Origin of the sequence: Streptomyces sp. N35, from assembly GCF_016464295.1 — a bacterium.
Taxonomy (GTDB): domain Bacteria; phylum Actinomycetota; class Actinomycetes; order Streptomycetales; family Streptomycetaceae; genus Streptomyces.
Window position 1 is genome coordinate 1 of record NZ_JAEIMH010000026.1, and the last position, 25,437, is coordinate 25,437.

The 25,437-nt window shown below is 70.5% G+C and carries 24 protein-coding genes; 12 read left to right on the forward strand and 12 right to left on the reverse strand.

Annotated elements, in window-relative coordinates:
- The 3 genes from JAO81_RS16330 to JAO81_RS16340 form a co-directional block, all read right to left on the reverse strand.
- A partial coding sequence (locus JAO81_RS16330) for a serine/threonine-protein kinase (RefSeq protein WP_199548587.1) occupies positions 1-1,099 on the reverse strand: 1,099 nt, incomplete at its 3' end.
- 65 nt (positions 1,100-1,164) lie between these two features.
- Entirely contained in the window at positions 1,165-1,611 is a 447-nt protein-coding gene (locus JAO81_RS16335) for a MarR family winged helix-turn-helix transcriptional regulator (protein WP_199548588.1), read from the reverse strand.
- Positions 1,608-2,258, reverse strand: a complete 651-nt coding sequence (locus JAO81_RS16340; protein WP_199548589.1) for a type 1 glutamine amidotransferase family protein — start codon at positions 2,256-2,258, stop codon at positions 1,608-1,610. The genes JAO81_RS16335 and JAO81_RS16340 overlap by 4 nt, the downstream gene beginning before the upstream one ends.
- 212 nt (positions 2,259-2,470) lie before the next feature.
- Here JAO81_RS16340 and JAO81_RS16345 point away from each other — a divergent pair, with 212 nt between their 5' ends.
- The 4 genes from JAO81_RS16345 (at position 2,471) to JAO81_RS16360 (ending at position 8,109) form a co-directional block, all read left to right on the forward strand.
- Complete coding sequence (locus tag JAO81_RS16345; RefSeq protein ID WP_199548590.1) at positions 2,471-3,835, forward strand: aspartate aminotransferase family protein; 1,365 nt, start codon at positions 2,471-2,473, stop codon at positions 3,833-3,835.
- Positions 3,836-4,191: 356 nt separating this feature from the next.
- Positions 4,192-5,910, forward strand: a complete 1,719-nt coding sequence (locus JAO81_RS16350) for an ABC transporter permease subunit (RefSeq protein ID WP_199548591.1) — start codon at positions 4,192-4,194, stop codon at positions 5,908-5,910.
- A 41-nt stretch (positions 5,911-5,951) separates the two neighbouring features.
- A complete protein-coding gene (locus tag JAO81_RS16355; RefSeq protein ID WP_199548592.1) occupies positions 5,952-7,304 on the forward strand; it encodes a nitrate/sulfonate/bicarbonate ABC transporter ATP-binding protein in 1,353 nt (450 codons plus the stop codon).
- A gap of 67 nt (positions 7,305-7,371) precedes the next feature.
- Complete coding sequence (locus JAO81_RS16360; RefSeq protein ID WP_199548593.1) at positions 7,372-8,109, forward strand: hypothetical protein; 738 nt, start codon at positions 7,372-7,374, stop codon at positions 8,107-8,109.
- Between the two features lie 7 nt (positions 8,110-8,116).
- On the opposite strand, the gene JAO81_RS16365 is transcribed toward JAO81_RS16360, so the two are convergent.
- The 6 genes from JAO81_RS16365 to JAO81_RS16390 form a co-directional block, all read right to left on the reverse strand.
- On the reverse strand, positions 8,117-10,543 hold the full coding sequence (locus JAO81_RS16365) for a dolichyl-phosphate beta-glucosyltransferase (RefSeq protein WP_199548594.1): 2,427 nt from the start codon (positions 10,541-10,543) through the stop codon (positions 8,117-8,119).
- Positions 10,544-10,549: 6 nt separating this feature from the next.
- Positions 10,550-11,224 carry a GntR family transcriptional regulator gene (locus JAO81_RS16370; protein WP_199548595.1) on the reverse strand — a complete coding sequence of 225 codons (675 nt, stop codon included), beginning with the start codon at positions 11,222-11,224 and terminating at the stop codon, positions 10,550-10,552.
- 45 nt (positions 11,225-11,269) lie between these two features.
- The gene (locus JAO81_RS16375; protein WP_199548596.1) at positions 11,270-11,710 is read right to left on the reverse strand and encodes a metalloregulator ArsR/SmtB family transcription factor; all 441 of its coding nucleotides are present in this window, start codon (positions 11,708-11,710) and stop codon (positions 11,270-11,272) included.
- A 27-nt stretch (positions 11,711-11,737) separates the two neighbouring features.
- The gene (locus tag JAO81_RS16380; RefSeq protein ID WP_199548597.1) at positions 11,738-12,388 is read right to left on the reverse strand and encodes a hypothetical protein; all 651 of its coding nucleotides are present in this window, start codon (positions 12,386-12,388) and stop codon (positions 11,738-11,740) included.
- Between the two features lie 141 nt (positions 12,389-12,529).
- Complete coding sequence (locus JAO81_RS16385) at positions 12,530-12,814, reverse strand: DUF4190 domain-containing protein (protein WP_199548598.1); 285 nt, start codon at positions 12,812-12,814, stop codon at positions 12,530-12,532.
- A gap of 134 nt (positions 12,815-12,948) precedes the next feature.
- Entirely contained in the window at positions 12,949-13,692 is a 744-nt protein-coding gene (locus JAO81_RS16390) for an SLATT domain-containing protein (protein ID WP_199548660.1), read from the reverse strand.
- Positions 13,693-13,952: 260 nt separating this feature from the next.
- On the opposite strand from JAO81_RS16390, the gene JAO81_RS16395 reads away from it, so the two are divergent.
- From JAO81_RS16395 to JAO81_RS16405, 3 genes are all read left to right on the forward strand, one after another.
- On the forward strand, positions 13,953-14,297 hold the full coding sequence (locus JAO81_RS16395; RefSeq protein WP_165335918.1) for a YbaB/EbfC family nucleoid-associated protein: 345 nt from the start codon (positions 13,953-13,955) through the stop codon (positions 14,295-14,297).
- Positions 14,298-14,414: 117 nt separating this feature from the next.
- Positions 14,415-15,014, forward strand: coding sequence for a recombination mediator RecR (recR, locus tag JAO81_RS16400; RefSeq protein ID WP_199548599.1), 600 nt, complete (start codon positions 14,415-14,417; stop codon positions 15,012-15,014).
- 58 nt (positions 15,015-15,072) lie between these two features.
- Entirely contained in the window at positions 15,073-15,741 is a 669-nt protein-coding gene (locus JAO81_RS16405; RefSeq protein WP_199548600.1) for a DUF5063 domain-containing protein, read from the forward strand.
- A gap of 59 nt (positions 15,742-15,800) precedes the next feature.
- Here the strand turns inward: JAO81_RS16405 and JAO81_RS16410 are convergent, their stop codons facing one another.
- Positions 15,801-17,000, reverse strand: coding sequence for a cytochrome P450 (locus JAO81_RS16410; protein WP_199548601.1), 1,200 nt, complete (start codon positions 16,998-17,000; stop codon positions 15,801-15,803).
- On the reverse strand, positions 16,990-17,751 hold the full coding sequence (locus tag JAO81_RS16415; RefSeq protein ID WP_233415460.1) for a tRNA-dependent cyclodipeptide synthase: 762 nt from the start codon (positions 17,749-17,751) through the stop codon (positions 16,990-16,992). The genes JAO81_RS16410 and JAO81_RS16415 overlap by 11 nt, the downstream gene beginning before the upstream one ends.
- Before the next feature lie 368 nt (positions 17,752-18,119).
- Here JAO81_RS16415 and JAO81_RS16420 point away from each other — a divergent pair, with 368 nt between their 5' ends.
- The 4 genes from JAO81_RS16420 to JAO81_RS16435 all read left to right on the forward strand — a co-directional run bounded on the left by JAO81_RS16420 (position 18,120) and on the right by JAO81_RS16435 (position 22,883).
- Positions 18,120-19,391 carry an aspartate kinase gene (locus JAO81_RS16420; protein WP_187814996.1) on the forward strand — a complete coding sequence of 424 codons (1,272 nt, stop codon included), beginning with the start codon at positions 18,120-18,122 and terminating at the stop codon, positions 19,389-19,391.
- Positions 19,388-20,458 (forward strand): aspartate-semialdehyde dehydrogenase, encoded by a 1,071-nt coding sequence (locus JAO81_RS16425; RefSeq protein ID WP_199548602.1) that lies wholly within the window; start codon positions 19,388-19,390, stop codon positions 20,456-20,458. Before JAO81_RS16420 ends, JAO81_RS16425 begins: the two co-directional genes overlap by 4 nt.
- Before the next feature lie 413 nt (positions 20,459-20,871).
- Positions 20,872-21,585, forward strand: coding sequence for a SigE family RNA polymerase sigma factor (locus JAO81_RS16430; RefSeq protein WP_374194302.1), 714 nt, complete (start codon positions 20,872-20,874; stop codon positions 21,583-21,585).
- Positions 21,582-22,883, forward strand: a complete 1,302-nt coding sequence (locus JAO81_RS16435; protein ID WP_233415461.1) for a hypothetical protein — start codon at positions 21,582-21,584, stop codon at positions 22,881-22,883. Before JAO81_RS16430 ends, JAO81_RS16435 begins: the two co-directional genes overlap by 4 nt.
- Positions 22,884-22,956: 73 nt before the next feature.
- On the opposite strand, the gene JAO81_RS16440 is transcribed toward JAO81_RS16435, so the two are convergent.
- Positions 22,957-23,340 (reverse strand): nuclear transport factor 2 family protein, encoded by a 384-nt coding sequence (locus JAO81_RS16440; protein WP_199548603.1) that lies wholly within the window; start codon positions 23,338-23,340, stop codon positions 22,957-22,959.
- A 125-nt stretch (positions 23,341-23,465) separates the two neighbouring features.
- Between JAO81_RS16440 and JAO81_RS16445 the strand changes: the two genes are divergently transcribed.
- Positions 23,466-25,274: a prolyl oligopeptidase family serine peptidase gene (locus tag JAO81_RS16445; protein WP_199548604.1), complete on the forward strand. Its 1,809-nt coding sequence runs from the start codon at positions 23,466-23,468 to the stop codon at positions 25,272-25,274.
- The last annotated feature ends 163 nt before the right edge of the window (positions 25,275-25,437 follow it).

Below are 25,437 nucleotides of genomic sequence, written 5' to 3' on the forward strand. Positions count from 1 at the left end.
GGCCGACGATCACGGTGGGCAGGTGGTCGACGGCCGCCTGGCCGGGAGCGCCGGGAGCGCCGGGAGCGCCGGGAGCGCCGGGAGCGCCGGGAGCGCCGGGGGTGGGCGCGGCGGGGGTGGCCGGCGTGGGTTCGCCGGGGGCCGCGGGCGCACCGTCCGGCTCGGGCCCTCCGGGTCCCTCGGGGTCCTCCGAGTCCAGCAACTCCACCGCATGCCGGCCCAGTTGAGCCACCAGGATCCCCGGCAGCCACGGCTCGAGCGTGCGCCCGCCGCTCACCGTGTCCTCGGCGCCGGCCTGGTCGAGGACCTGGTCGAGCGTGGGCCGGGACGCCGGGTCCTTGCGCAGACACGCGGCGATCAAGTCGTGCAGGGACTCCGGAAGTTCGGAGAGGTCGGGCTCCTCCTGCGCGATACGGAACATCAGCGCGTGCACCCCGCTGTTCTCGCCACCGAACGGCAGCACGCCGGTGGCCGCGTACGCGAGCACCGAGCCGAGGCAGAACACATCGCACGCGGGCGTGATCCGGTCACCGCGCACCTGCTCGGGCGCCATGAACCCGGGCGACCCGATCAGCGCGCCGGTCCGGGTGAGCCCGCCGTCGGTGACCGTCTCCAGGGCGCGCGCGATACCGAAGTCGATGACGCGCGGCCCGTCGATCGTCACCAGGACGTTGGACGGCTTGAGGTCGCGGTGGATCAGCCCGGCGGCATGGATGTCCTTCAGCGCGTACGCGAGTCCGGTGGCGAGCACGCGCACCGACCGCTCGGGCAGCGGACCGTGCCCGACGGTCACGACCTGCTGCAGCGAGGGGCCGGCGACATAGCCGGTGGCGACCCAGGGGATCGCGGCCTCCGTGTCCGCGTCGAGGACCGGTGCCGTCCACTGGCCGCCCACCCGCTGGGCGGCCTGCACCTCCTGGCGGAACCGCGCCCGGAACTCCTCCTGTTCGGCCAGCTCCTGCCGCACCAGCTTGACCGCGACGGTGCGCCCCCGCTCGGAACGGGCCAGATACACCTGCCCCATTCCGCCGGCACCGAGCCGGCCGAGGATCCGATACGCACCGATCCGCTGCGGATCGCCTGCTCCGAGTGACTCCATGGCCGCCGCCCTCCCCCGTACTGGCCCGACATGTCGAGGATAGTGCGGGGGAGTTGAGGCTTCTGCTACTGCTCGGCAACCGTTTCCAACGCTTGGGACAACCGGTCGAGCACGGCGACGGTCTCGGCGAAGGCCTCCGGGCCCAGCTCCCGGGCGAGTTTCCGGGCGAACTCGGCGTGTCCCGGCTCCAGTTGAGCGATCGCCTGCCGCCCCTCGGCCGTGGGTGCGAGCAGCTTCGCGCGGCGGTGGGCGGGATTCGGCTCGTACGCGGCGAGGCCCTTGCCGACGAGAAGGTCCGCGATCCGCTGGACGCTCTGCCGGGTGATGCCCATGGTGCGGGCGATCCCGGCCACGGGGAGCGGCTCGTGCAGTACGGCGCCCAGGACCTGCCACCATGCGGCGGTCAGGCCCGCGGGGGCCGCCAACTTCTCGCTCACGGCGAGGAATTGACCGTTCAGGCGGAAGACGCCGAGCGCGGTCCGGCTGAGCAGGTCCTGTTCGGCGCGGCTCACGCCCGGCCCGCCTGCTCCGGCGCCCGACCCGTCGCCTCTCCCGCCGCCTGTTCGGCAGCTTCGAGGATCTCGTACGCGGAGGCGTCCGAGTCGTGGAACAGCCGGTACCAGGCGTCCAGTACCTCGCCCTCGTACACCTTCAGGAGCGCGAACACCTCGCGCGCGAAGGCGACCGGCTCGGTCGGGCCCGCGGTGACGAGCACTCCGTCGGTCACCGCGTCCGTCTCGACGTACCGTTCGCCGCCCTTGTATCCGGTCGCGGCCAGGTAGAAGGAGATGGCGCTGGTGTGCGCCCGGTCGTCGAGCAGCCCCTCGCGGGCGAGCCCGGCGGTCGCGCCGCAGATCGCGGCGACGGGTACGCCGGCGTCGAGGAACTCCCGTGCTTTGCGGGCGAAGGGCGCGAGATCGTCGCCGGAGTCCCAGAGGTCGGCGCCGGTCAGGATCAGCAGCGAACTGTCCTCGGGGCGCAGGTCGGCGAGCGCCAGATCGGGCGTGACGCGCAGCCCGCCCATGGTGGTGACGGGCTCCAGGTCCGGTCCCACGGTCCGGGTCTCGTATCCGACTCGTACGAGACCGGTGGTCGCGTACCCCGTCTCCCAGTCGGCGAAGGTGTCGTAGACGGCGATGTGCGCGGGCTTGCGGGTCATCTCGGCCTCCCGGTGGTGGCGGCTCGCTGCCGGCCACTTGACAGTATCTTGTCGCAATGACAGCAGACTGTCAATAGGTTCCCGCGCGACCGCACGCCCTCGACAGACTCCCGCGCGGCCCCAGGGCCTCGACGCCCTGTCGAGACCGACACCCGGACGCCGGACAGGACGCCGATGGAATGTCCGTATCGCGGACACTTACGCTCGCCCCCATGACCCCTCACGAAGCTGCTGACCTCGCGAAAGGCCAGGCCGTCAAGGCCGCCGACCGCGCGCATGTGTTCCACTCCTGGTCCGCCCAGGAGCTCATCGACCCGCTCGCCGTGGCCGGAGCCGAGGGCGTGCACTTCTGGGACTACGAGGGCAACAAGTACCTCGACTTCACCAGCGCGCTCGTCTACACCAACGTCGGCTACCAGCACCCGAAGGTCGTCGCCGCGATCCAGGAGCAGGCCGCGACGATGACCACGTTCGCGCCGGCGTTCGCGGTGGAGGCCAGGAGCGAGGCCGCACGCCTGATCGCCGAGCGCACCCCCGGCGACCTCGACAAGATCTTCTTCACCAACGCCGGTGCCGAGGCCGTGGAGCACGCCGCCCGGATGGCCCGGATCCACACCGGCCGCCCGAAGATCATGAGCGCCTACCGCTCGTACCACGGCGCCACCGCCACGGGGATCAACCTCACCGGGGATCCCCGGCGTTGGGCCTCCGACACGGGCTCGGCGGGTGTCGTGCGCTTCTGGGCGCCGTTCCTGTACCGCTCGCCGTTCCACGCCGAGACCGAGGAGCAGGAGTGCGCACGCGCGCTGCAGCACCTCGAGGACACCATCGCCTTCGAGGGTCCGGGGTCCATCGCCGCGATCATCCTGGAGACCGTGCCGGGCACGGCCGGGATCATGGTGCCGCCGCCGGGCTATCTCCCGGGCGTACGGGAGATCTGCGACCGGTACGGCATCGTGCTCGTCTTCGACGAGGTCATGGCCGGGTTCGGGCGCACCGGCAAGTGGTTCGCCGCCGACCACTTCGACGTCGCCCCCGACCTGCTGACCTTCGCCAAGGGCGTGACGTCCGGATACGTGCCGCTGGGCGGTGTCGCCATCAACGGGGCGATCGCGGAGACCTTCGCGCGCAAGGCGTACCCGGGCGGGCTCACCTACTCCGGCCACCCGCTCGCGTGCGCCGCCGCCGTCGCGACCATCAACGTGATGGAGGAGGAGGGCATCGTCGAGCACGCCGCGAAGATCGGCGCGGACGTGATCGGCCCGGCCCTGCACGAGCTCGCCGCCCGGCACCCGTCCGTCGGCGAGGTGCGCGGACTCGGCGTCTTCTGGGCCCTCGAGCTCGTACGCGACCGGGCGACGCGTGAGCCGCTCGTGCCGTACAACGCGAGTGGCCAGGACGCCGCGCCCATGGGCGCGTTCGCGGCCGCGTGCAAGAAGGAGGGTCTGTGGCCCTTCGTCAACATGAACCGCACGCACGTGGTGCCGGCCTGCACGATCACCGAGGCGGAGGCCAAGGAGGGCCTGGCGGCGCTGGACGTGGCGCTGTCGGTGGCCGACGAGTACGTCACCGGCTGAGCCGCCGGGAGCTTCGCGGACACCGGGGCGCCCCCGCCCGGGGGCCCCCGGGTTCTATTTGCATAAATGCGCCAGTATGTGTCACGCTGCCGCGGGGCCCACGCCTGGGCATCCGCCCGCCGGCCCGTACCCCGCGAGATCCTCGCGATGCAGGAGAGAGGAGGCAGTCATGGCTGACGACGACGCGCACAGTACGTACTGCCTCCAGCGCACTCACTGACCCGCCCCTGTCCTCTGCAAGGGTGGCCCCCGCCGCTTCCCCGTGGCGATTTCTCCGCATTCATCCCGACCCGTGGTCCGCTGAACCCTGCGCGCACAGCGCCCGGCTCCGCAGCGGTCCCACAGGGGGTACCACCATGACCACCATCACCAGCCGCACGCCTCGCCGGGGAATGACCTGGGTCGACTTCACGGTCGCCGCCGGCGTGCTCGTCCTCGGCTATCTGATCCTGCAGGTCGGCAAGGGCACGACTGTCAACGTCGACCCGGCCGACGTCTCCGGCGTGAACACGGACCCGTCGCAGCTGCCGTACTACGCGGCCCGCAGCCTCCTGAGGATGTTCGTCGCGCTCGGCGCCTCGGTCCTGTTCACCTTCGTCTACGCGTACGCCGCGGCCCGCAGCCGGCGCCTGGAGCGCATCCTCATCCCCGCGCTCGACATCCTGCAGTCCGTACCCGTTCTCGGCTTCCTCGCCATCACCACCACCGGCTTCATCGCCCTCTTCCCCGGCTCGATGCTCGGCCTCGAACTGGCCTCGATCTTCGCGATCTTCACCTCGCAGGCCTGGAACATGACCTTCGGGTTCTACGCCTCGCTCACCAGCCTGCCGCGTGAACTCGACGAAGTCTCAAGGTCGTTCGGCTTCACCCGCTGGATGCGCTTCTGGCGGATCGAGCTGCCCTCCGGCGCGATCGACCTCATCTGGAACGGCATGATGAGCTTCGCCGGCGGCTGGTTCTTCCTCGTCGCCTCCGAGGCCATCTCCGTCGCCAACCACAACTACACGCTGCCCGGCGTCGGTTCGTACGCGGGCGCCGCGATCGGCGACGGCGACCTCGGCAAGGTGGGCTGGGCCATCCTCACCATGGCCGTGATGGTGATCGCCGTGAACTTCCTGTTCTGGCGGCCGCTCACCGCCTGGGCCGAGAAGTTCAAGAACGAGCAGTCCGAGGCCACCCACGTCCAGCGCTCCCTCGTCCTGGACTTCCTGCGCCGCTCGCACTGGCCCGCACTCCTCGGCCGCTTCCTCGCCCCCGTCCGCGAGGCCGTGAACCGCGCCGGCCGGATCTTCGGCCGCGACGACCGTCCGCTCAGCGTCGACCCGGCGAAGAGGCGCGTCGGCGACATCGTCTTCGGTGTCATCGCCACCGCCCTGATCGCCTGGGGTCTCTTCGACCTCCTGCGCTATCTCGACGACAACACCGGACTCGGCGTCTTCGGCGAACCGCTCGCCCTCGGCCTCGTCACCCTCCTGCGGGTCGTGGTCCTGGTCGCGGTCGCTACGGTGATCTGGGTGCCGGTCGGCGTGAAGATCGGTTTCTCGCCGAGGCTCGCGAAGATCGCCCAGCCGATCGTCCAGGTCCTGGCCAGCTTCCCGGCCAACTTCCTCTTCCCGCTGGCCATGTGGTTCTTCCTGCGCACCGGCCTCGACATCAACATCGGCTGCATCTTCCTGATGGCGCTCGGCGCCCAGTGGTACATCCTCTTCAACACCATCGCCGGCGCCATGGCCATCCCCTCCGACCTCAAGGAGGCGATGGACGACCTCGGGGTGCGCGGCTGGCAGCGCTGGAAGCGCCTGATCATCCCGGGCGTCTTCCCCTCGTACGTCACCGGTGGCATCACCGCGTCGGGCGGTGCCTGGAACGCCTCGATCGTCGCCGAGGTGGTCACCTTCAGCGGCACGACGCTGACGGCCACCGGCCTGGGCGCGTACATCTTCAAGGCCACCGAGGAAGGCGACTTCCCGCGGCTGCTCGCCGGCGTCGCCGTGATGAGCCTCTATGTGGTGGGCCTCAACCGCCTGTTCTGGCGCCGTCTTTACCGCCTGGCGGAGAACCGCTACAGCCTCTGACACCCCCTTCCCGCTTTCTCTTACGACCCCGAGGAGGGGCCATGACCACCGCAACCCCCACCCGCCGCACCGGCGAGGTCCTGCTCGCCGCGAACAACGTCACCAAGTCCTACGCCGGCGCCGACGGCGAACTGCCCGTGCTCGGCGGGATCGACCTGGAGATCCACGAGGGCGAGATCGTCGCCCTGCTCGGCAAGTCCGGCTCCGGCAAGTCCACGCTCCTGCGCTGCCTCGCCGGTCTGATCCCGGCGAGCTCCGGCTCGGTCAACTACCGGGGAGAAGAGCTGCACGGTGCCAACCCCGGTACGGCGATGGTCTTCCAGACCTTCGCGCTGCTGCCCTGGCTCACCGTCCAGCAGAACGTCGAACTCGGCCTGGAGGCCAAGGGAGTCGGGCCGAAGGAGCGCGCCGAGGCCGCCGTCCAGGCCATCGACCTGATCGGTCTCGACGGCTTCGAGTCCGCGTACCCGAAGGAGCTCTCGGGCGGTATGCGCCAGCGCGTGGGCTTCGCGCGGGCGCTGGTCGTCGAACCGGACGTCCTGATGATGGACGAGCCCTTCTCCGCCCTCGACGTCCTGACCGCCGAGAACCTGCGCGGTGAGCTGATGGAGCTGTGGGAGTCGGGCCAGTTCCCCACGAAGGCCGTCGTGCTCGTGACGCACAACATCGAGGAGGCCGTCCTGATGGCCGACCGTGTGGTGGTGCTCGGCTCGCGTCCGTACGGCACGATCCGCGAGACCTTCGACGTCTCTCTGGTACGCCCGCGCGACCGGCAGTCCGCCGAGTTCGAGCAGATCGTGGACGCGGTCTACCAGGTGATGACCGGCCGTACGAAGGACAGCCCGAAGCTCACCGAACCGGCCCCCGCCCGCCGCACCCCGGCCTCGACCCCGCTGCCGGCGGCGTCCGTGGACGGCCTCTCCGGACTCGCGGAGATCGTCGCCCAGCACGAGGGCGGCGCGAGCGAACTCGCCGATCTGGCCGATGACCTGGGCCTCGAGGTCGACGACATGCTGCCCCAGGTAGACGCCCTGGAACTGCTCGGCCTCGCCGAGGTGGAGGGCGGTGAGCTGCGGCTGACCGGCACGGGCGCGGCCTTCGCGCGCGCGGACGTCCAGGCCTCGAAGAAGCTGTTCGCGGAAGCGGCCCTCGAAGCGGCCCCGCTGGTCCACCTCATCACCTCGACCCTGCTGCGCTCGGCCGAGGGCGTCCAGCGCGCGGGCTTCTTCCGCGATCTGCTCGCGCACCACTACACGAGCGAGCAGATCGACCGTCAGCTGGAGACGGCCACGGACTGGGGGCGGTACGCGGAGCTCTACGCGTACAACGCGGACAGCGAGGAGTACCGGCTCGACGAGGACGCGCAGTTGAGGGTGGATCCCGGGGTTGAGTAGGCAGGTCCGCGCGGGGTGAGTATCCGTACTCATCCCGCGCTCGCCGGCCGAAACCAGACTGACGGCCATGAGAAGACTTCCTGTCCTGGTCATCACCGCGGTGAGCGCACTGACACTCGCGGCATGCGGTTCGCAGAGTGCGCAGGGTGCGCGTACGGATGCGCGTGCGGACGCGGCGTCGAAGCCGAAGGCGTCCGCTCCCGCGCCCGGCTCGCTTGACGAGGTGAAGGAGGCCTTCACGCTCCCCGAGGCCCTGCGCACGATCGAGACGGACTGCGGCGGCCAGGATCCGGCGGAGCTGCTCGGTGACCTGGGCGAGGTGCCCGAGGACGAGGCGGCCGCGCCGCCGGCGGATGCCCCGGCCGCGGAGGAGCCGCCGCAGGAGCCGGTGCCGCTGCCGGACGGACAGGGCAGCGCGTCGCCCGACCCCGAGGACTTCGGACCGCCGCAGAAGGGCGAACCGGAGCAGGGGGAGAAGGACATCGAGAAGGTGGAGACCTGTGTCTTCGACGAGCACACCGAGCGTGTCACCAAGGCCCTGCGGTCCCGCGCGGCCCTGACGCCGGACGACGTATCGGCCGTTCTGAAGGACCTCGGCTACCCGGCCGAGCGCGTGGTGGCCCCCAAGTCCTCGGCCGGAGCGATCCAGTTCACGCTCGACCTGAGCGTGCCGTTCGGCCCGCGGTGCCTGTCGATGGGGGTCGCGGACGGGAAGGTGGCGGCCGTGCCGCACCACGACGTCCTTGCGGGAGACGGGATCCCGGAGTCCGAGGAGCGCTGCGAGCAGCGCAAGGCGGTGCCGTAGCCCCCGGCTATCCGGCGGGCTCCAGATCCCACACCCACACCCCGCCCACGAACTGCGGCTGCTGCCCTCCGAGCAGCCGGACCACCGTCTCCCGCAGCGCGTCCTGATGGTGCTGCGGGGCCAGGACCAGTGCGCCCGCCTTCCAGTACGCCAGATCCTCGCGGGCCTGGGCCTGCCAGGCCTCGCCGAGCGCGGGGACCTCACCGCTGCCGCGCACCTCGGCGAGGAGGTTGGAGGTGTGCCGGGGCACCGCTCCGTAGATGCCCTGGCGTTCCGGGCCCCAGGGCCCGTTGAAGTAGCCGCCGGGGAGCTTGAAGCCGAGGTCGGCGGCCGTCTGCCAGTGCAGGGGCTCGGCGACCCCCGGATCCGGGAGCGGCACCGGGACGAGGGTCTCGCCGGGGCCGACGTACGAGCGGTACGTACCGTCCGCGAGGAAGGCGGGGACCGGGACCCGGTCCACGGCCTTCAGCGGGAGCGGGACGATCGGGATCAGGGCCGCCGCCACCGCCGCGTACCCCCAGCCCCGGTGGGCGGCGCGGGCCGTGCGCAGCCGGGTCAGGGCCAGCGCGATCAGCATGCCGAGGACCGGGGCGCAGATCATCGCGATACGGGACTCGATCACCGCGGAGAGCAGCGGTTGGTTGGCGAGCGCCCGCCAAGGCCCGGTGACGGTGATCGCCGTGCCGGGGAGGTCGAAGCGCGGGCCCATGGACAGCAGGGCCGCACCCGCCGCCGTGAAGGCGAGCGCCTTGACGAGCGGACGCTCCCACAGACGGACCACGATGCCCACCGCGAGCGCGGCGAGCGGCCAGCCGTAGAAGGCGTTCTGCTCGGTGATGTTCATCGCCAGGGACTGGGAGTTCTCGCGGTCGCCGGCAAGCGAGCGCTCGGCGAAGGAGACCAGGGCGAGCGGGCTGTTGGCGGTGTTCGGTGCGTGCATCACGCCCGAGTAGCTCTGCGGCCCGAAGAACTGCCACCACAGCGGGACCGCGACCAGCGGGACGGAGACCGCCGCCGCGATGCCCAGACCCCGCAGGACCGGTCGCCAGGCGGCCGCGAAGACATCCCTGCGGACGAGCGAATAGCCCGCGGCGAACAGCAGCAGCCCCATCACCGCGAGCAGCAGCGGCTCTTCGCCCAGGAAGATCTGATACGCGGCGAACAGGCCGAGCACGACCCCGTCCCTCACGATGTGCTCTCCCTCGACCAGACGCAGGGCGCGGTCGATGATCAGCGGGATCATGAAGAGCACGATGAAGTTGGGATGCGCGTGCGCATGGCTGATCATCGGGGGCGCGAAGGCCGCGAGCGCCCCGCCGATCGCGGCCGCCACATGGGCCCGTGTGCCTGACGGCACCACGTCGTTGACGACATGACGGCGGATCAGCCAGTACCAGGCGTACGCGGTCGCGGCGAGACCGAGCGTCATCACCAGCTGGAGCGAGAGCGCCGGGCCGAAGAGCGCCGTGACGGGCGTGAAGGGGACGGAGAGCCCCAGCATCACCGTGTTCGCCATCAGGTTCACACCGTCGGGGAAGCCCTGAAGATCGGTGAACAGCGGGTTGTCGAAATTCAGGACGTTGTGCGCGGTGACGTCGAAGAACCACTCCCACTGGTTCTGGTCCTGCAGCGCGTCCGGCAGATAGCGGCCGTCCGGATCCGTCCAGCGGTTCTTGTACAGCAGGAAGGACGCGAGGACGAAGAGCCCGAGCACCGCGAGCGAACCGCGGTCCAGGGAGCGGGCCTTGAGCACGGTGAGCTCGCGCAGCGTGGCGAGGTAGTCGAGGGCGCGTACCTTCGAGCCGTCCTGGTGGGACCAGCGCACCGGGACCTCCGCCACGGGCAGATGATGACGTCGGAAGAACTGCAGCACCTCGACGTCGATCGCCCAGCCGTCCAGTCGGGACGCGGCGAAGGCGGCGCGGGCGCGCTCGCCGTCGAAGAGCTTGAAGCCGCACTGGGTGTCGCGGATGCCGGGCACCGCGAGCAGCCGGATCAGGAGATTGCCGGCGCGGCCGAGGGTCTCGCGCAGTGGATGCTGGTGCTTCTCGATCCGAGCGCCGGTGGCGGCGCGGGAGCCGATCGCGGCGGCGTGGCCGTCGGCGAGCGCCTTGTCGAGGCGGTCGATCTCGCTGATCGGGGCGGCGAGATCGGCGTCCGTGACCAGGACACGCTCGCCGCGCGAGGCGGCGACACCGCGGCGCAGGGCGTGGCCCTTGCCGTGGTTGGTGTCGCCGGGCAGGACGCGGATCCGAGGCTCGGCTATCGACGCTTCCAGGGCTATCCGGCGGGTGTCGTCGCTCGAGCCGTCGTCGACGACGATCAGTTCCCAGCCGCGGCTGTCGCCGAGGTGGGCGGTGATCGCGTCCAGGGTGGGCCGCAGCCGTTCCTGTTCGTTGTAGGCGGGGACGACGACCGTCAGCTCAAGGGCCAACGGGGCTCACCCCACCAGCTTGTCGACGAGGTCAAGGGAGTGCCGGTTGTACGCGGTGATGATCTCGTACGCGGCCTGGGCGTCGCGCCGGCCGACCGCGTCCACCAGCTCGGTGTGCCCGTTCCACAGGCGGCCATCGAGGGGGCCGGCCGCACGCAGCAGCGGTACGGCGAAGACCCAGGCCTGTACGCGAAGCCGGTGCAGGAAGCCGGTCAGATACGCATTGCCGAACAGCGAGCTCAGCTCGCGCCAGAAACGCAGGTCGTAACCGATGAGCACATTGAGATCGCCGCTGGTGGCGGCCCGGGCCGACTCCTCGGCGCGACGGCGCACCGAGAGGAAGTCGTCCTCGGGCTTGGTGATCCCGCGCTCGGCGATCCCGCGGAAGATGGCCTCGGCGACGAGGGCGCGCGCCTCGACCATGCCGTGGTAGTCGGCCACCGAGTACTCGTGGACCTTGAAGCCACGGTGCTGTGCGCTGTCGAGGAGCCCCTGGGCGGAGAGGTCGACGAGGGCCTCGCGTACGGGCGTCGCGGAGACTCCGTACTGCTCGGCGATCTCCTTGACGGTGAACTCCTGGCCCGGAGCGAGACGCCCCGCGAGCACCTCGTCACGCAGCGCGTCCGCGATCTGCTGGCGCAGCGTGCTGCGGGTGACCGCAGAGCTGCCGGTGCCGCGCATCGTGGGCTTCCCTCCCCTGGGTGACGCTATGGGTGCGCGGTCACCTTACGCGCCCGTCGCCGGACGGGGTGCCCCCGATCCCTTGCGGACTGCGGCTTTACGGGCGCGGGCGGGGGCTTCGGCGGCTGCTTGCGCGGTACGGGTCCGCGCGGGCGCTTGTGCCTCGGCGCCCTGGGCGCCGGTCTCGTCGGCGGTGGCCCGTGCGGTGAGGAAGGCGTCCTCGAGCAGGGCGCGGACGTGGTCGCCCGCGGCCCGGTAGTAGATACGGGTGCCCTCGCGCCGGGAGGTGACGAGGCCCGCGGTCCGCAGCCGCGCCAGGTGCTGGGAGACGGCGGCCACGTGGGCACCGGCCAGCTCGGCGAGCTGACCGACCGGGCGCTCACCCTGCGTGAGGTCCCACAGGATGGTGAACCTGGTCGGATCGGCGACCGCCTTCAGGACGGCCACGGCTCGGCTCACATCGGGGTGCGTTTCTTGCGTATCCACGCAAACAGGGTACGCCGCTCGCGTGGCTCAGCTGAAGACGATCATCGAACCCTGTCCGAGGCTCCGGGTCGCGGCCGCGTGCAGCCCCAGCCACACATGCCGTTCCCGTGCGAAGGGGCTGGCGTCGAAGGGGGCCGGAGCCGCGGGTTCCTCCAGCTCCGTGGGGCCCGGGGGCGGGGCGGGCGCGGCCGGCGGGTTGGCGGGGTCTATGCCGATCGCGGGCGCCACGAACTCCAGCTCCCTGAGCAGCGCCTGGGCGGAGCCCAACGGTCCGCCGGACTCCAGGAGTTCATCGCTCACGAGCGGCACCGGGAAGTCCACCGGGACGTAGGCGCCGGCGTGGTCGTAGTGCCACACCAGATGCGACTGCTGAGCCGTCGCCTCGAACATCTCCAGCAACTGCTCGTAGTCCCCGCCGAGTTCGTCGACGGGCGTCACGGCGAGGCCGCACAGCTGCAGCAGATAGGCCCGCCGCAGAAAGTGCAGCGCGTCGTAGTCGAACCCGGCGACCGGTGCCACATCCCCGCTCAGGCCCGGCATGTACGCGAACACCGGTACCGGTGGCAATCCCGCCTCGGCGAGGACCTTGTCGTAGAGCGCGAGCTCCTCGGAGAAGGGGTTGTCAGGGCTGTGACACAGCACGTCGACGAGGGGGACAAGCCACAGGTCACACGCCAAGAGACGCTCCTCGGATCAGCGTTCAGGTCCGGGCAGCGTAGTCCTTGTCGGGCGTTGTGTGCAGGGGCCTTGCCAAGGTGCGGCGACGGACACGGAAGGGCCCGGCCCCTTGAAGGGCCGGGCCCGCTCCGTGGGACGGGGTCAGCCGCCGATGCGCCACGAGAATCCGCCGCCGCTGCTGGCCAGCGCCATCAGGAGTACGAAGAGCAGCACGTCGATCACACCGAGCACGATCGCGGCGGTGGCCATCCCGCGGCCCGAACCTCCGGAGCCGGCGTTTCGGCGGCCGACGGCGCCGAAGATGATGGCGAGCGGGCCCAGAATGATGTTGAAGATGAAGATGCCCACGATGCCGCACGTGAGCCCCGCGATCGCCAGACCGTTGGTCTGCGACTTACCGCGCGACGATGCGTACTGACTAGTCATGATTCCTCTCCTGATTCCGGGGTTGTCCGGAACCCTCGAGTACCCCTGCCTGGTCCCTGCAAGCACACCAGTTCGTCGCAAGACCTTTACGCGGCAGGGGAGTTGGCGGATCGGGGGCTCGGCGGAGAGGAACCTCAGCGCGCCTCGGGCGGCCGCTGCCGGGGCATGTTCGGGCGCGGCAGCGGGAAGCGCGTGGGGGCCGGGCCCTCGGTGCGGGACGGGCCGACGCCCGCCGACTGCATCACCAGCGGGGCCGGGCCCGAGCGGAACTCGACCATCCAGTCCGCCGTCTCCGAGCGCACCAGCTCCGTCACGTCCTGCGAGAAGCGGCGCAGAATGCCCAGGCACCGCTCGGCCGCCTCACCGGCCGTCCCCTCGGTCGGGCCGAGGACCTCCCGTACCGACTCCGAGGCCCAGTCGAACTGCAGGGTCCCCAGACGGCGCTGCACGGCCTGCGCGGTGGCCACGTCCCTTATCCAGCCGGACGTGAGGCCGAAGTACCGGTCGCAGCCGATGCACGCCACGGACAGGAGCAGCGCGAGGTAGCCCCAGAGCGCCGCGCCCTCGACCGCCGAGGTCAGATCGAGCAGCGGCAGGGCCGCGCCCGCGACCGCGCCGAGTGCGGAGCCGAGCCGCAGGGCCCGGGCGCCGCGGCGCTTGAAGCCGCGGTCGGTCAGATACCAGGCCGCGGTCTCCCGCGCCCCGTCCTCCACCCACCGGTACAGCTCGTCGAGCCGCTCGGCCGGTTCGCCCCAGTCGCCGAGCGGAAACGGCCGTGCGGTGAGATCCTTCGCGCCCGCCTCCGCCCGTGCCCCGGGCACGCCCCCTGTGCTCGCGTCCTCGGTGGCCCCGCCTTCAGGCGGCACCTCGGGCTGCATCCCCGGCTGGCTCACCCGGCACTCCCTTGCTGGTACGGCTGGGACAGATGTGCAGGCATCTTCCTACCGCCCAATGGGTGGCCATGGTGACGTTCCGGCGGGTTTTCCGCCCGTACGTGGCTGTTCATCAGGTATAGGACCCTCTCCCCGTCACTCGAAAGAGTGCTGGGGCGTGGCGTCCGGGGAGCACGTAGGCTCGTTCCAGGCGGAAACCCCCGCCTGCCGATACGCGAAACCGTCTTACGAGCCAGGAGCTGATCGTGATTCCCGGTGGTGGCCAGCCCAATATGCAGCAGCTGCTCCAGCAGGCCCAGAAGATGCAGCAGGACCTCGCCCAGGCGCAGGAAGAGCTCGCGCAGACCGAGGTCGACGGGCAGGCGGGCGGCGGCCTCGTGAAGGCCACCGTCACCGGCTCCGGCGAGCTGCGCGGCCTCGTGATCGACCCGAAGGCGGTGGACCCGGAGGACACCGAGACCCTCGCCGACCTGATCGTCGCGGCGGTCCAGGCCGCGAACGAGAACGCGCAGACGCTACAGCAGCAGAAGCTCGGCCCGCTCGCGCAGGGCCTCGGCGGCGGCAGCGGCATCCCAGGACTGCCGTTCTAGGAAGTGCCGGGTGCGCCCGTCCAAGTGACATGAGGAGCCAGCTCTTCTGCGGGCACCGCGCACCAACTACCGTACGTAGCAATCGAATGTCGTAGAGAGCCGCAGGAAGGCAATCCGTTGCACGAAGGCGTGGTCCAGGACCTCATCGACGAGTTGGGCAGGCTGCCCGGCGTCGGTCCCAAGAGCGCGCAGCGGATTGCCTTCCACATCCTGCAGGCCGAGCCGACGGACGTGCGCCGGCTCGCGCACGCCCTGCTCGAGGTCAAGGACAAGGTCCGTTTCTGCAGCGTGTGCGGCAACGTCGCGCAGCAGGAGCAGTGCGGGATCTGCCGCGACCAGCGGCGCGACCCCGCGGTCATCTGTGTGGTCGAGGAACCCAAGGACGTCGTGGCGATCGAGCGGACCCGTGAGTTCCGCGGCAAGTACCACGTCCTGGGCGGGGCGATCAGCCCGATCGAGGGCGTCGGCCCGGACGACCTCAGGATCAGGGAGCTGCTCGCGCGGCTCGCGGACGGCGCGGTCACCGAGCTGATCCTGGCCACGGACCCCAACCTCGAGGGCGAGGCCACGGCCACGTATCTGGCCCGCATGATCAAGCCGATGGGCCTGAGGGTCACCCGTCTCGCGAGCGGCCTTCCGGTCGGCGGCGACCTCGAATACGCGGATGAGGTCACGCTCGGCCGGGCCTTCGAAGGAAGGCGGCTTCTCGATGTCTGAGCTGTCCGATGACGTTACGGCGCCCCAGCACGGCGCACCCACGGGAGGTCGAGACGCCATGTCCACTGCGAATGACGCCACGCTGCATGCGACGGCTCAGGACCCGGACGACTTCGCGGTCCAGATCGCCGATCAGGTCGAGTCGTTCATCGTCGCCGTGACCGAGGTGGCCAAGGGCGACGAGCCGGACTCGGCGGTGCCGTTCCTGCTGCTCGAGGTCTCCCAGCTGCTCCTGGCCGGCGGCCGGCTCGGCGCGCACGAGGACATCGTGCCCGACGAGCGCTATGAGCCGGATCTGGGCCCCGAGCCGGATGTCGACGATCTGCGCGAGCGCCTCGCCGAGATGCTCGACCCGGTCGACGTCTACTCCGAGGTCTTCGACCCGTACGAGCCGCGCAAGGCCCCGGTGCCCTGCCGTATCTCCGACGACCTCGCGGACGTCATCACGGATCTGCGCCACGGCATGGCCCACTACCGCGCGGGCCGCACCACCGAGGCGCTGTGGTGGTGGCAGTTCTCCTACTTCTCCAACTGGGGCTCCACCGCCTCGGCTTCGCTGCGCGCCCTGCAGTCCCTGGTCGCCCATGTCCGCCTCAACCAGCCCCTCGAGGAGCTGGACGGCCTCGACACCGACCAGGACCTCGGCGAGGACGCGCTCGCGGAGGAGGCCGGCAAGGTGATGGTCGAGGAGATCGCCGGACCGCTGGGGCTGCGCCCCGTCAAGTAGCCGTATGCGTAAGGCCGGTGAGGGATCGCCTCACCGGCCTCACGCATGTCAGCGCACCGTCACCACTGCACGGGCAGTCGCTCCGGCAGCCGCTTCATGAACCCCGTACGCCACACCAACTGCTCGATCGGTACGGCGAGGCGCAGCTCGGGCGCGTGCTCGACGAGCGCCTCGATGGCGATCTCCGCGTGCTTCTTGCCGAGGGCGGTCGCCGGGCAGTAGTGCTGGCCGCCGCCGAACGACAGGTGCTGCGCGTTGTTCGGCCGCTCCAGGTCGATCCGCTGCGGGTCGGTGAAGGCCTCCGGGTCGAAGTTCCCGCCCTCGGGCAGGACGAGGACCAGCTCCCCCTGCTTCACCAGGACCTCGCCGACCTGGATGTCCTCGGTCGCGAGCCGCGGCAGCCCGTCCGCGATCGAGAGGTTGATCCGGAGCAGCTCGTCCACGGCCGCGGGGATCTTCGAGCGGTCCTCGCGCAGCTCTGTCCACAGCTGTGGATGCTGGAAGAGCGAGACGACCGCCATCGTGAGGAAGCCCGCGGTCGAGATGACGCCCGCGCCGAACATCGTGACGCCGACGGTGGCCAGCATCTCGTCCGTGAGGTGCGCGTACTCGGGGTCCTCGCGCAGCGCCGCGAGCTCCGCCATCAGACCCGTGGTCGCCGGGTCGTCGAGCCGCTCGACCATGTACGCCATGTCGCGGTCCCAGTTGAGCTTGGCGCCCGTGATGGGGCACGCCGAGTTCATGAACGCGATGTGCAGGCTGCGCATCAGCTTCGCGCCGTCCGCGGTCGGGATGCCGAGGATGTGGCAGTGCAGGCCCGAGGAGTACGGGTCCGTGAACTGCTCGCGCAGATCCGCCGGCGCACCCTCGGCCTGGAACGAGCCGATCAGCTCGGCCGCGTACGACCGCAGGAAGTCCTGCAGTCCCGGCGCCTTCGGGTTGAGCGCCTTGAGCACGGCCTTGCGCAGGCCGGCGCCGGTGATGTTGCCCATGTTGTTGACGACCTCGGGCGGGATCGTCAGCGCGTACTGCCGCGGTACGCCGGGCGCCGAGGTGTCCTTGAGGCTGAACCGGCGGTCGTCGAGAACCTGCTTGCACAGCGCGTACGAGGAGACCAGCCAGGCCTCGTCGCCGGCGATGGTGCGCACCCGGCGGATCGGGGTCTTCTCGCGCAACTCCTCGACCTGCCGGGGCAGTTGGTCGCCGCGCCAGGAGAACGGGAAGTCGATCACGGGCGGTGCCAGGGTTTCAGCGGTCATCGGAGTGGGCTCCTTCGGCGGGCGTGACGATCGCATGGCCCTGGTTGCGTGAGGCGCGCAGACCGTGGCCGCGCGAGTAGAGCAGCTCGGCCATCGGCAGGAGCTGGTGGTAGCAGTTGAGCGAGGACGGGACGCCGAGGATGGCGGGGGTGTCCAGGAAGAGCGGCGCCTCGGCGCACACGTACTCGAGGCACACCTCGCGCTGATGCGGTGTGGCCTGCTTGCCGTCGAGGACCTTGTCGGACAGGAAGGTGTCCACCAGGGCGTCGCAGGTGGCCCTGAAGTCCGCGTCGTGCGCGAGGCGCCCCTGCAGATGGCTGTGGATCTCGCGGTACGCGGGGTTGTCGGTGAACGACGACATGGGCTGGGCGCGCAGCCGCCGGCCCTCGGGGTCGAGCGCCTCGACGGCGTTGTTCACCTTGGCCCGTACACCCCGCAGATTCTTGACGAACTTGCGGCGGGCGTCGTCGGGCGCGTAGCCGAACGCCTCGTACATCTCGGCCACGTGCAGATCGGTATAGACGAAGTCGACTCGTCGGAAGAGGGCGAGACCCCACAGCGCCAGATCCTGAATGCGCTGGGCGGAGAAATAGCTGTTGCCGGGCGAGACGCAGAGGGCGGGCTGGTGGGCGCCATCCGGGGGCGCCCCGCAGGGGGGGGGGGGGGGGGGGGCCCGGAATTTCAGCGCCGCTGGACTGTGCGGCGAGCGAGTTGTGAACGGCTGGGGCGCGATAACGGTCGCAGCTGTCAACTGGGGTGAATCCTTTGGCCGTTGCTATCCCCATAGGGCCTTGTGCCCCTGGTGCGGCAACAGCGACGGACAGTTAATACCGCACTACTCTCAGGCGTCAACGGATACTGACCGGCTGGTGAGTCGGTCTGCCGGCTGCGGATTTCGTTGCGGGTTGTTCCGTGGCTCGACGGGCCGCGTTCGCTTGTGAACCAGGACACGTTCCGAGTGCTCCGGCCAGGCCCGGGGCAGGTGATCCGCCGGAGTGGACGGCAGCCCGGGGTGATCACTGAGTGAGCGGGACATCTCACGATGTGACCGGTCCGGGGCAAGGGCTGTCCGCTCGTTAAACTGAGCCGACCCACTAGTGGACTGAGCGAGGAGCGCACGTGAGCCTTGTCGTGCAGAAGTACGGAGGCTCCTCCGTAGCCGATGCCGAGGGCATCAAGCGTGTCGCCAAGCGGATCGTGGAAGCCAAGAGGAACGGCCATCAGGTCGTAGCCGTGGTTTCCGCGATGGGCGACACGACGGACGAGCTGATCGATCTCGCCGAGCAGGTATCCCCGATCCCTGCCGGGCGTGAGCTCGACATGCTGTTGACCGCGGGAGAGCGGATCTCCATGGCCCTTCTCGCCATGGCGATCAAAAACCTGGGCCACGAGGCCCAGTCGTTCACCGGCAGCCAGGCAGGTGTCATCACCGACTCGGTCCACAACAAAGCCCGGATCATCGATGTCACGCCGGGCCGCCTTCGCGCCTCCCTCGAAGAGGGCAACATCGCGATCGTCGCCGGCTTCCAGGGTGTCTCGCAGGACAGCAAGGACATCACCACGCTGGGCCGCGGCGGTTCGGACACCACCGCCGTCGCGCTCGCCGCCGCGCTCGACGCGGACGTCTGCGAGATCTACACGGACGTCGACGGTGTGTTCACCGCCGACCCGCGCGTGGTCAAGAAGGCGAAGAAGATCGACTGGATCTCCTTCGAGGACATGCTGGAACTCGCCGCGTCGGGCTCCAAGGTCCTGCTTCACCGCTGCGTCGAGTACGCACGCCGATACAACATTCCGATCCACGTACGCAGTTCGTTCTCCGGTCTTCCGGGTACGTGGGTCAGCAACGAGCCGCAAGGGGATCAGCAGGTGGAGCACGCGATCATCTCCGGAGTCGCCCATGACGTCTCCGAGGCGAAGGTCACCGTCGTCGGCGTCCCCGACAAGCCGGGCGAGGCCGCGCACATCTTCCGTGCGGTCGCCGAGGCCGAGATCAACATCGACATGATCGTGCAGAACGTGTCGGCGGCCTCGACCGGTCTGACCGACATCTCCTTCACGCTGCCGAAGGCCGAGGGCAAGAAGGCCACCGCCGCCCTCGAGAAGATCAAGGCCACGGTCGGCTACGACTCGCTGCGCTACGACGACCAGATCGCCAAGATCTCCCTGGTCGGCGCCGGCATGAAGACCAACCCGGGCGTCACCGCGCAGTTCTTCGAGGCGCTGAGCGACGCGGGCGTGAACATCGAGCTGATCTCCACCTCGGAGATCCGTATCTCGGTGGTCACCCGCGCCGACGACGTCAACGAGGCCGTGCGCGCCGTGCACACCTCCTTCGGCCTCGACAGCGACTCCGACGAGGCCGTGGTCTACGGAGGCACCGGCCGATGAACCCACCGCGGCATCGGGCTGCCCCGACCCTCGCCGTGGTCGGGGCGGCCGGTGCCGTCGGCACGGGCATGCTCCTGATCCTGTCCCACCACGCGGACAACTGGGGCGAGATCCGTCTGATCGCCTCCCCGCGCTCGGCCGGCCGCAAGCTGGCCGTGCGCGGCGAGGAGGTCGAGGTCCACGCACTCTCGGAGGAAGCCTTCGAGGGCGTGGACATCGCGCTGTTCGACGTGCCCGACGAGGTCTCCGCCCAGTGGGCGCCGATCGCCGCCGCCAAGGGCGCGGTGGTCGTGGACAATTCGGCGGCCTTCCGGATGGATCCGGATGTGCCGCTCGTGGTGCCCGAGGTCAATCCCCATGCGGTACGGGTACGGCCGCGCGGCATCGTCTCGGTGCCCAACTGCACCACGCTCTCGATGATCGTCTCGGTCGGCGCGCTGCACGCCGAGTTCGGGCTGCGGGAGCTGGTGGTCTCCTCGTACCAGGCCGTGAGCGGCGCCGGGCTCGCCGGTATCGCGGCGCTGCGCGAGCAGCTGAAGCTGGTCGCGGGCACGGAGCTCGGTACGACGCCGGGCGATGTGCGCCGGGCCGTCGGTGACGCCACCGGGCCGTTCCCCGAGCCCGTGGCGCTCAATGTGGTGCCCTGGGTGGGCTCGCCCGCGGACGACGGCTGGTCGTCCGAGGAGATGAAGATCCGCAACGAGTCCCGCAAGATCCTGGACCGCCCCGACCTCAGGATCAGCGCCACCTGCGTAAGGGTGCCCGTGGTGACCACGCACTCGCTCGCCGTCCATGCGCGGTTCGAGAACGAGATCACGGTGCAGCGTGCGTACGAGATCCTCTCGACCTCGCCCGGTGTGGTGCTCTTCGACAACCCGGAGGCCGGAGAATTCCCCACGCCCGCCGATGTGGTGGGCACCGACCCGACCTGGGTGGGACGGGTGCGGCGTTCCCTGGACGATCCCTTCGGGCTCGAGTTCTTTGTGTGCGGGGACAATTTGCGTAAGGGCTCGGCTTTGAACGCGGCACAGATCGCCGAGCTGATCGCCGCTGAATGGTCCGCTTAGGAATGGTTTCCGCTGTTTCCGGCGTCCGAATTCTCCGTTTGCTTCGGTGAATCCGAAAGTTCAGCGGCTGAGCCGGTATAGGGCCAAAATGCCCGTTTCAAACAGGACTTCGGCGACCCTCCGCCCTCCTCGTCCGGCATAACTTCTGTGTAAGTTGTGTGTGCGGACCGCAGGTCCAGTCCAGTGCGACTGGCCTGCTCGGGGCGTCCGGAATTCCTCCCCGTCGATGTGCAACCGAGCACATGGCGGGGAGCGTCTATGCGGTCGCCCTCTTCAAGCGCCGCAGCAAAATGGGGCATAGGGGAAGAGCTGGTACGTATGACGGCATCCGACACCACGTCAGGGGCGAAACCCGCCACAAACGTGATGCCACACACGTACAACCCTGACGGGGGGAAGCGTGTCCAACAGGCGTGGCAGAGGTACTCGAGTTCTCCATGGCCCTCGCGGGACCGCGGACGCAACGGCGTCCGCGTCCCGCTGTGGTGGCCGGCGGTCCGCCAAGGAACCGCCCCGACGACAGCGGCATGCCGGTGATCGCCCCCATGCCGGCGACGCAGCCTGCCCGCATACCCAGCGCGCGCGACGGCGCTGACGACGTCATGGCTGCGGGCACCGACGCCACCGCTGCTGCGGGCACCACCGTCGACCACCTCACCGAGACCTACCGACAGCACTACCGCTCCCTGCTCGGACTCGCGGCGCTGCTCCTCGACGACACGGCTTCCTGCGAGGACGTGGTCCAGGAGGCGTTCATCCGCGTGCACTCCGCGCGCAAGCGCGTCCGCGAACCCGAGAAGACGCTCGCGTATCTGCGGCAGACCGTGGTGAACCTTTCGCGGTCCGCCCTGCGCCGCCGCATCCTCGGCCTGAAGCTCCTGTCGAAGCCGATGCCCGACATGGCGAGCGCGGAGGAGGGGGCGTACGACCAGCTGGAGCGCGACGCCCTGATCAAGGCGATGCGCGGCCTGCAGCGCCGCCAGCGCGAGGTCCTGGTGCTCCGCTACTTCGCCGACATGACCGAGGTGCAGGTCGCCGAGACGCTCGGCCTCTCGCTCGGCTCGGTCAAGGCCTACGGCTCACGCGGGATCGCGGCGCTGCGCGTCGCCATGGAGGCACCCGCATGAGCGAGCACCGAGACGACCACGGACCGGGCGGGCGCCCCGATGAGGTGCGGGGCCCGGACAGCCGGTACGGTCGGGGCCGCACCGGCCGGGGGCGCGACGAACGAGGCGCGTCCTGGGCGGGGCGTGACGAACGAGGTGCGCCCTGGGCGGGGCGCGACCACGAGCACGGGCAGCACGGACAGCATCAACAGCATGGTGGGTACGGAACGGTGAACGGCGCGAGCGGCCCCGAGAACGACCCGAACCAGCGAGGGCAGGACGCACAGGACCTGCCCCAGGACTTTCCGCAGCACACTGCGCAGCACTCCCCGCAGGCGGAGCTCGGCCCCGACGAGCTCGCTCTGCGCCGGATGATGCGCGGCGCGGTGCAGGACATCGCGCCGTCGGACGACGCGCTCGCCCATCTGCGCCGTGCCGTCCCCGCCCGCCGGGCCCGCAAGCGGCAGGCCGTCGTGGGGATGGCGGCCGCGGCCCTCCTGATCGGCACCGCGGTGCCGGCTCTCTTCCACGTCGCGTCCTCACCGGCGTCCGACGACAACCTCACCAGCGCCGGCGACTCCTCTTCCGTGCCGGGCGAGGACGGCTCCGACGAGGGCGCCGGGTCCGTGGGCGGCGGGGGCGACAAGGAGCCGGGCAAGGACGGCGAGAAGGAGAAGGACGAGAAGGAGAAGGGCGAGACCGACAAGGGCGAGACCGAGTCCGGTGGCGCCACCGTCGGCACCAGCCCCTCCGGTGAAGTGATCGCCAACGCTCCGGTGTGCGATGCGTCGATGCTGGGATCGCCCACCGCGACGACCGGTGCCGCGCACCCCGACGGGACGGTCTACGGCGCCTTCACGGTCTCCAACCAGTCCACCGTGGACTGCACGGTCGGCGGCTCCGGCAGCGTGACCCGCACGGCGCAGGGCGCGGCCTCGGACTCCAGGATCAGCGTCGCGGACCACGCGGCCGGTGACCCGGCGAGCGGTCTGCCCGCGCCGTCCACCGAGCCCTCCGTGGTCGTGCTCAAGCCCGGGCAGGCCTACCAGGTGCAGTTCGCCTGGGTGCCCTCGGACTCCTGTCCCAGCGTGGAGCCCTCGCCCGACCCGTCACCGAGCGGGGACAACGCGGATTCGGGCGGCTCGGGCCAGACCGGCTCGGAGCTCGAGACGCAGCTCGCCACCGACGAGGGCGGCACCCAGGACGGCAGCGTCCTGCTCACGCACACCGCCGAGCCGGGTGCGCCGACCGTCGACGTGACGATCCCCGACGCGTGCGCGGGCACGATCTACAAGACCGAGGCGATGCCGGCTTCGTAGGCGCGGTCCGTTCGGCGGGTCCGGGGAGTGCCGGGGGCGGTTTGCCGGGGAGCCCTCCCGGGGCCGGCCGGTCTCAGTACCGCTCCGACAAGTGCTCCCGGCCGGCCGGCGGCTCGTAGGGCTCCGGCCAGAAGTCGGTGATCGCCACGATGCGTCCCTGCGCGTCGGCCGTGAACAGATTGACCGCGTAACTCTCCTTGATGCCCTCCCGCATCAGGATCCAGCTCACCGCCTCATCGCCCTCGGCCACGATGCGCAGGACCTGGGCATGCCAGTCGCCCGGGTACTCGCGGTTGAACTGCAGATAGCGCTCCTTGCCGCGGATCCGCTCGCGGGACTGCGGCATCTCGTACACCACATCGTCCGCGAGCGTCTCCCCGAACGCCGTCCAGTCACGGGCCTCGGCCGCGGCCCAGTACGTCTCAACTGCCTTGCGCAGTCCGGTGGATGAGGTCATGCCCGCAGTCTGCACGCCGCCACTGACAACGCCACCCCACCTGCGAGGATCCGCGTGCGGCGGCGGGGGACCCGGAGTTATCCACAGGCCGCACGGGAATCGCCGCGATCGGCTTTGATGGAGGCATGAACGACGACGCCCGCACCCCCGCCGAGTCCTCCTCCGACCTGCCCGTTTGGGAGCAGCGCTTCCGCGCCCCGCGCGTCTCCCTGCCCGACTGGGCCGAGGACGCACCGGAGCGTGCGCTGTTCGTGTCCAATGCGACCGGGACGTATGAGCTCTACGCCTGGGACCGGGAAAGCGGCGAGCAGCGCCAGGTGACGGACCGGCCCAATGGCACGACGGATGGCGTGCTCACCCCGGACGGGCGGGCGGTCTGGTGGTTCGCGGACACCGACGGCGACGAGTTCGGGGTGTGGATGCGCCAGCCCTTCGAGGGCGGCGCGGACGAGCCGGCCGTCCCCGGCCTCGACCCCTCCTACCCTGCGGGCCTGGCCCTCGGCCGCGACGGCTCGGTGGTGGTCGTGGGCCGCTCGACGGACGACGAGGGCACGATGATCCATGTCGTACGGGACGGGGGAGCGCCGGCCGAGATCTACCGGCATCAGGAGTCGGCCGGGGTCGGCGACCTCTCCCACGACGGCACGCTGATCGCCGTCGAGCACACCGAGCACGGCGACGCGATGCACGCGGCGCTGCGGATCGTGCGGCTCGACGGATCCACGGTCGCGGAGCTGGACGACTCCAAGGGCGGCACCGAGGAGTTGGGCCTCGAAGTCCTCGGCTTCGCGCCGGTGGACGGCGACACCCGGCTCCTCATCGGGCATCAGCGGGGGGGCCGCTGGGAGCCCCTGATCTGGGACGTGACCACGGGCGAGCAGACCGATCTGGCCCTCGACCTGCCGGGCGACGTGAGTGCCGAGTGGTATCCGGACGGCTCGGGACTGCTCGTCGGCCACAGCTTCGAGGCACGCAGCGAGCTGTACCGCTTCGACCTCTCCTCGCGCGAGCTGATCCGGATCGACACCCCGCCCGGCTCGGTGGGCGGAGCGACGGCGCGGCCCGACGGGACGGTCGAATATCTGTGGTCGTCGGCGGCCGTCCCGCCGGCGGTCCGCTCCACGACGGGCAAGGTCGTGCTCGACCCGCCCGGCATGAAGGCGCCCGGTTCGGTGCCGGTCGAGGACGTCTGGGTCGAGGGCCCCGGTGGCAGGGTCCACGCCCTGGTCCAGCGCCCGGCCGGCGACGGCCCGTTCCCCACGGTCTTCGACATCCACGGCGGCCCGACCTGGCACGACAGCGACGAGTTCGCCGCGGGCCCGGCGGCCTGGGTGGACCACGGCTATGCGGTCGTCCGGATCAACTACCGCGGCTCGACCGGCTACGGCCGTGAGTGGACCGACGCCCTGAAGCACCGCGTCGGCCTCATCGAGCTCGAGGACGTCGCGGCCGTACGGGAATGGGCGGTGGACTCCGGTCTGGCCGACCCCTCCCGCCTGGTCCTCGCGGGCGCGTCCTGGGGCGGCTACCTCACGCTCCTGGGCCTCGGCACCCAGCCGGGCGCCTGGTCCCTGGGCCTGGCGTCGGTCCCGGTCGCGGACTATGTGACGGCCTACCACGACGAGATGGAGAACCTGAAGGCGCTGGACCGCACGCTCCTCGGCGGCACGCCGGAGGAGGTCCCGGAGCGGTACGAGGCCTCGTCACCGCTCACGTACGTGGACGCGGTGAAGGCCCCGGTCTACATCGCGGCGGGCGTCAACGACCCGCGCTGCCCGATCCGCCAGATCGACAACTACGTACACCGCCTCGCATCCCGCGGCGCGACCCACGAGGTGTACCGCTATGACGCGGGCCACGGCTCCCTGGTGGTGGAGGAACGGATCAAGCAGGTCCGCCTGGAGATCGAGTTCGCGGAACGGCATCTGAACTGACTCGTCGGGCCATCTCAGCCGGTCCGGCACATTCAGCCCCTGCGGCGCTTGAGCAGATCCGAACGACGTTCGGATGCGGGGTGCGGGGCGGAGCCCCGCTTTCGGGGAGGGGGGGGGGGGGGGGGGTGGGCCGCCGCCGGCGCCCCCCCCCGGCGGGGGGCGG

Excerpts from the sequence above, each read along its gene's own strand:
- JAO81_RS16345 (WP_199548590.1), top strand. The coding sequence starts at position 2,471 with ATGACCCCTCACGAAGCTGCTGACCTCGCGAAAGGCCAGGCCGTCAAG.
- JAO81_RS16355 (WP_199548592.1), top strand. The coding sequence starts at position 5,952 with ATGACCACCGCAACCCCCACCCGCCGCACCGGCGAGGTCCTGCTCGCC.
- JAO81_RS16340 (WP_199548589.1), bottom strand. The coding sequence starts at position 2,258 with ATGACCCGCAAGCCCGCGCACATCGCCGTCTACGACACCTTCGCCGAC.
- JAO81_RS16425 (WP_199548602.1), top strand. The coding sequence starts at position 19,388 with ATGAACCCACCGCGGCATCGGGCTGCCCCGACCCTCGCCGTGGTCGGG.
- JAO81_RS16360 (WP_199548593.1), top strand. The coding sequence starts at position 7,372 with ATGAGAAGACTTCCTGTCCTGGTCATCACCGCGGTGAGCGCACTGACA.
- JAO81_RS16435 (WP_233415461.1), top strand. The coding sequence starts at position 21,582 with ATGAGCGAGCACCGAGACGACCACGGACCGGGCGGGCGCCCCGATGAG.
- JAO81_RS16390 (WP_199548660.1), bottom strand. The coding sequence starts at position 13,692 with ATGCAGCCCGAGGTGCCGCCTGAAGGCGGGGCCACCGAGGACGCGAGC.
- JAO81_RS16445 (WP_199548604.1), top strand. The coding sequence starts at position 23,466 with ATGAACGACGACGCCCGCACCCCCGCCGAGTCCTCCTCCGACCTGCCC.
- JAO81_RS16385 (WP_199548598.1), bottom strand. The coding sequence starts at position 12,814 with ATGACTAGTCAGTACGCATCGTCGCGCGGTAAGTCGCAGACCAACGGT.
- JAO81_RS16350 (WP_199548591.1), top strand. The coding sequence starts at position 4,192 with ATGACCACCATCACCAGCCGCACGCCTCGCCGGGGAATGACCTGGGTC.
- JAO81_RS16410 (WP_199548601.1), bottom strand. The coding sequence starts at position 17,000 with ATGACCGCTGAAACCCTGGCACCGCCCGTGATCGACTTCCCGTTCTCC.
- JAO81_RS16370 (WP_199548595.1), bottom strand. The coding sequence starts at position 11,224 with ATGCGCGGCACCGGCAGCTCTGCGGTCACCCGCAGCACGCTGCGCCAG.
- JAO81_RS16405 (WP_199548600.1), top strand. The coding sequence starts at position 15,073 with ATGTCCACTGCGAATGACGCCACGCTGCATGCGACGGCTCAGGACCCG.
- JAO81_RS16440 (WP_199548603.1), bottom strand. The coding sequence starts at position 23,340 with ATGACCTCATCCACCGGACTGCGCAAGGCAGTTGAGACGTACTGGGCC.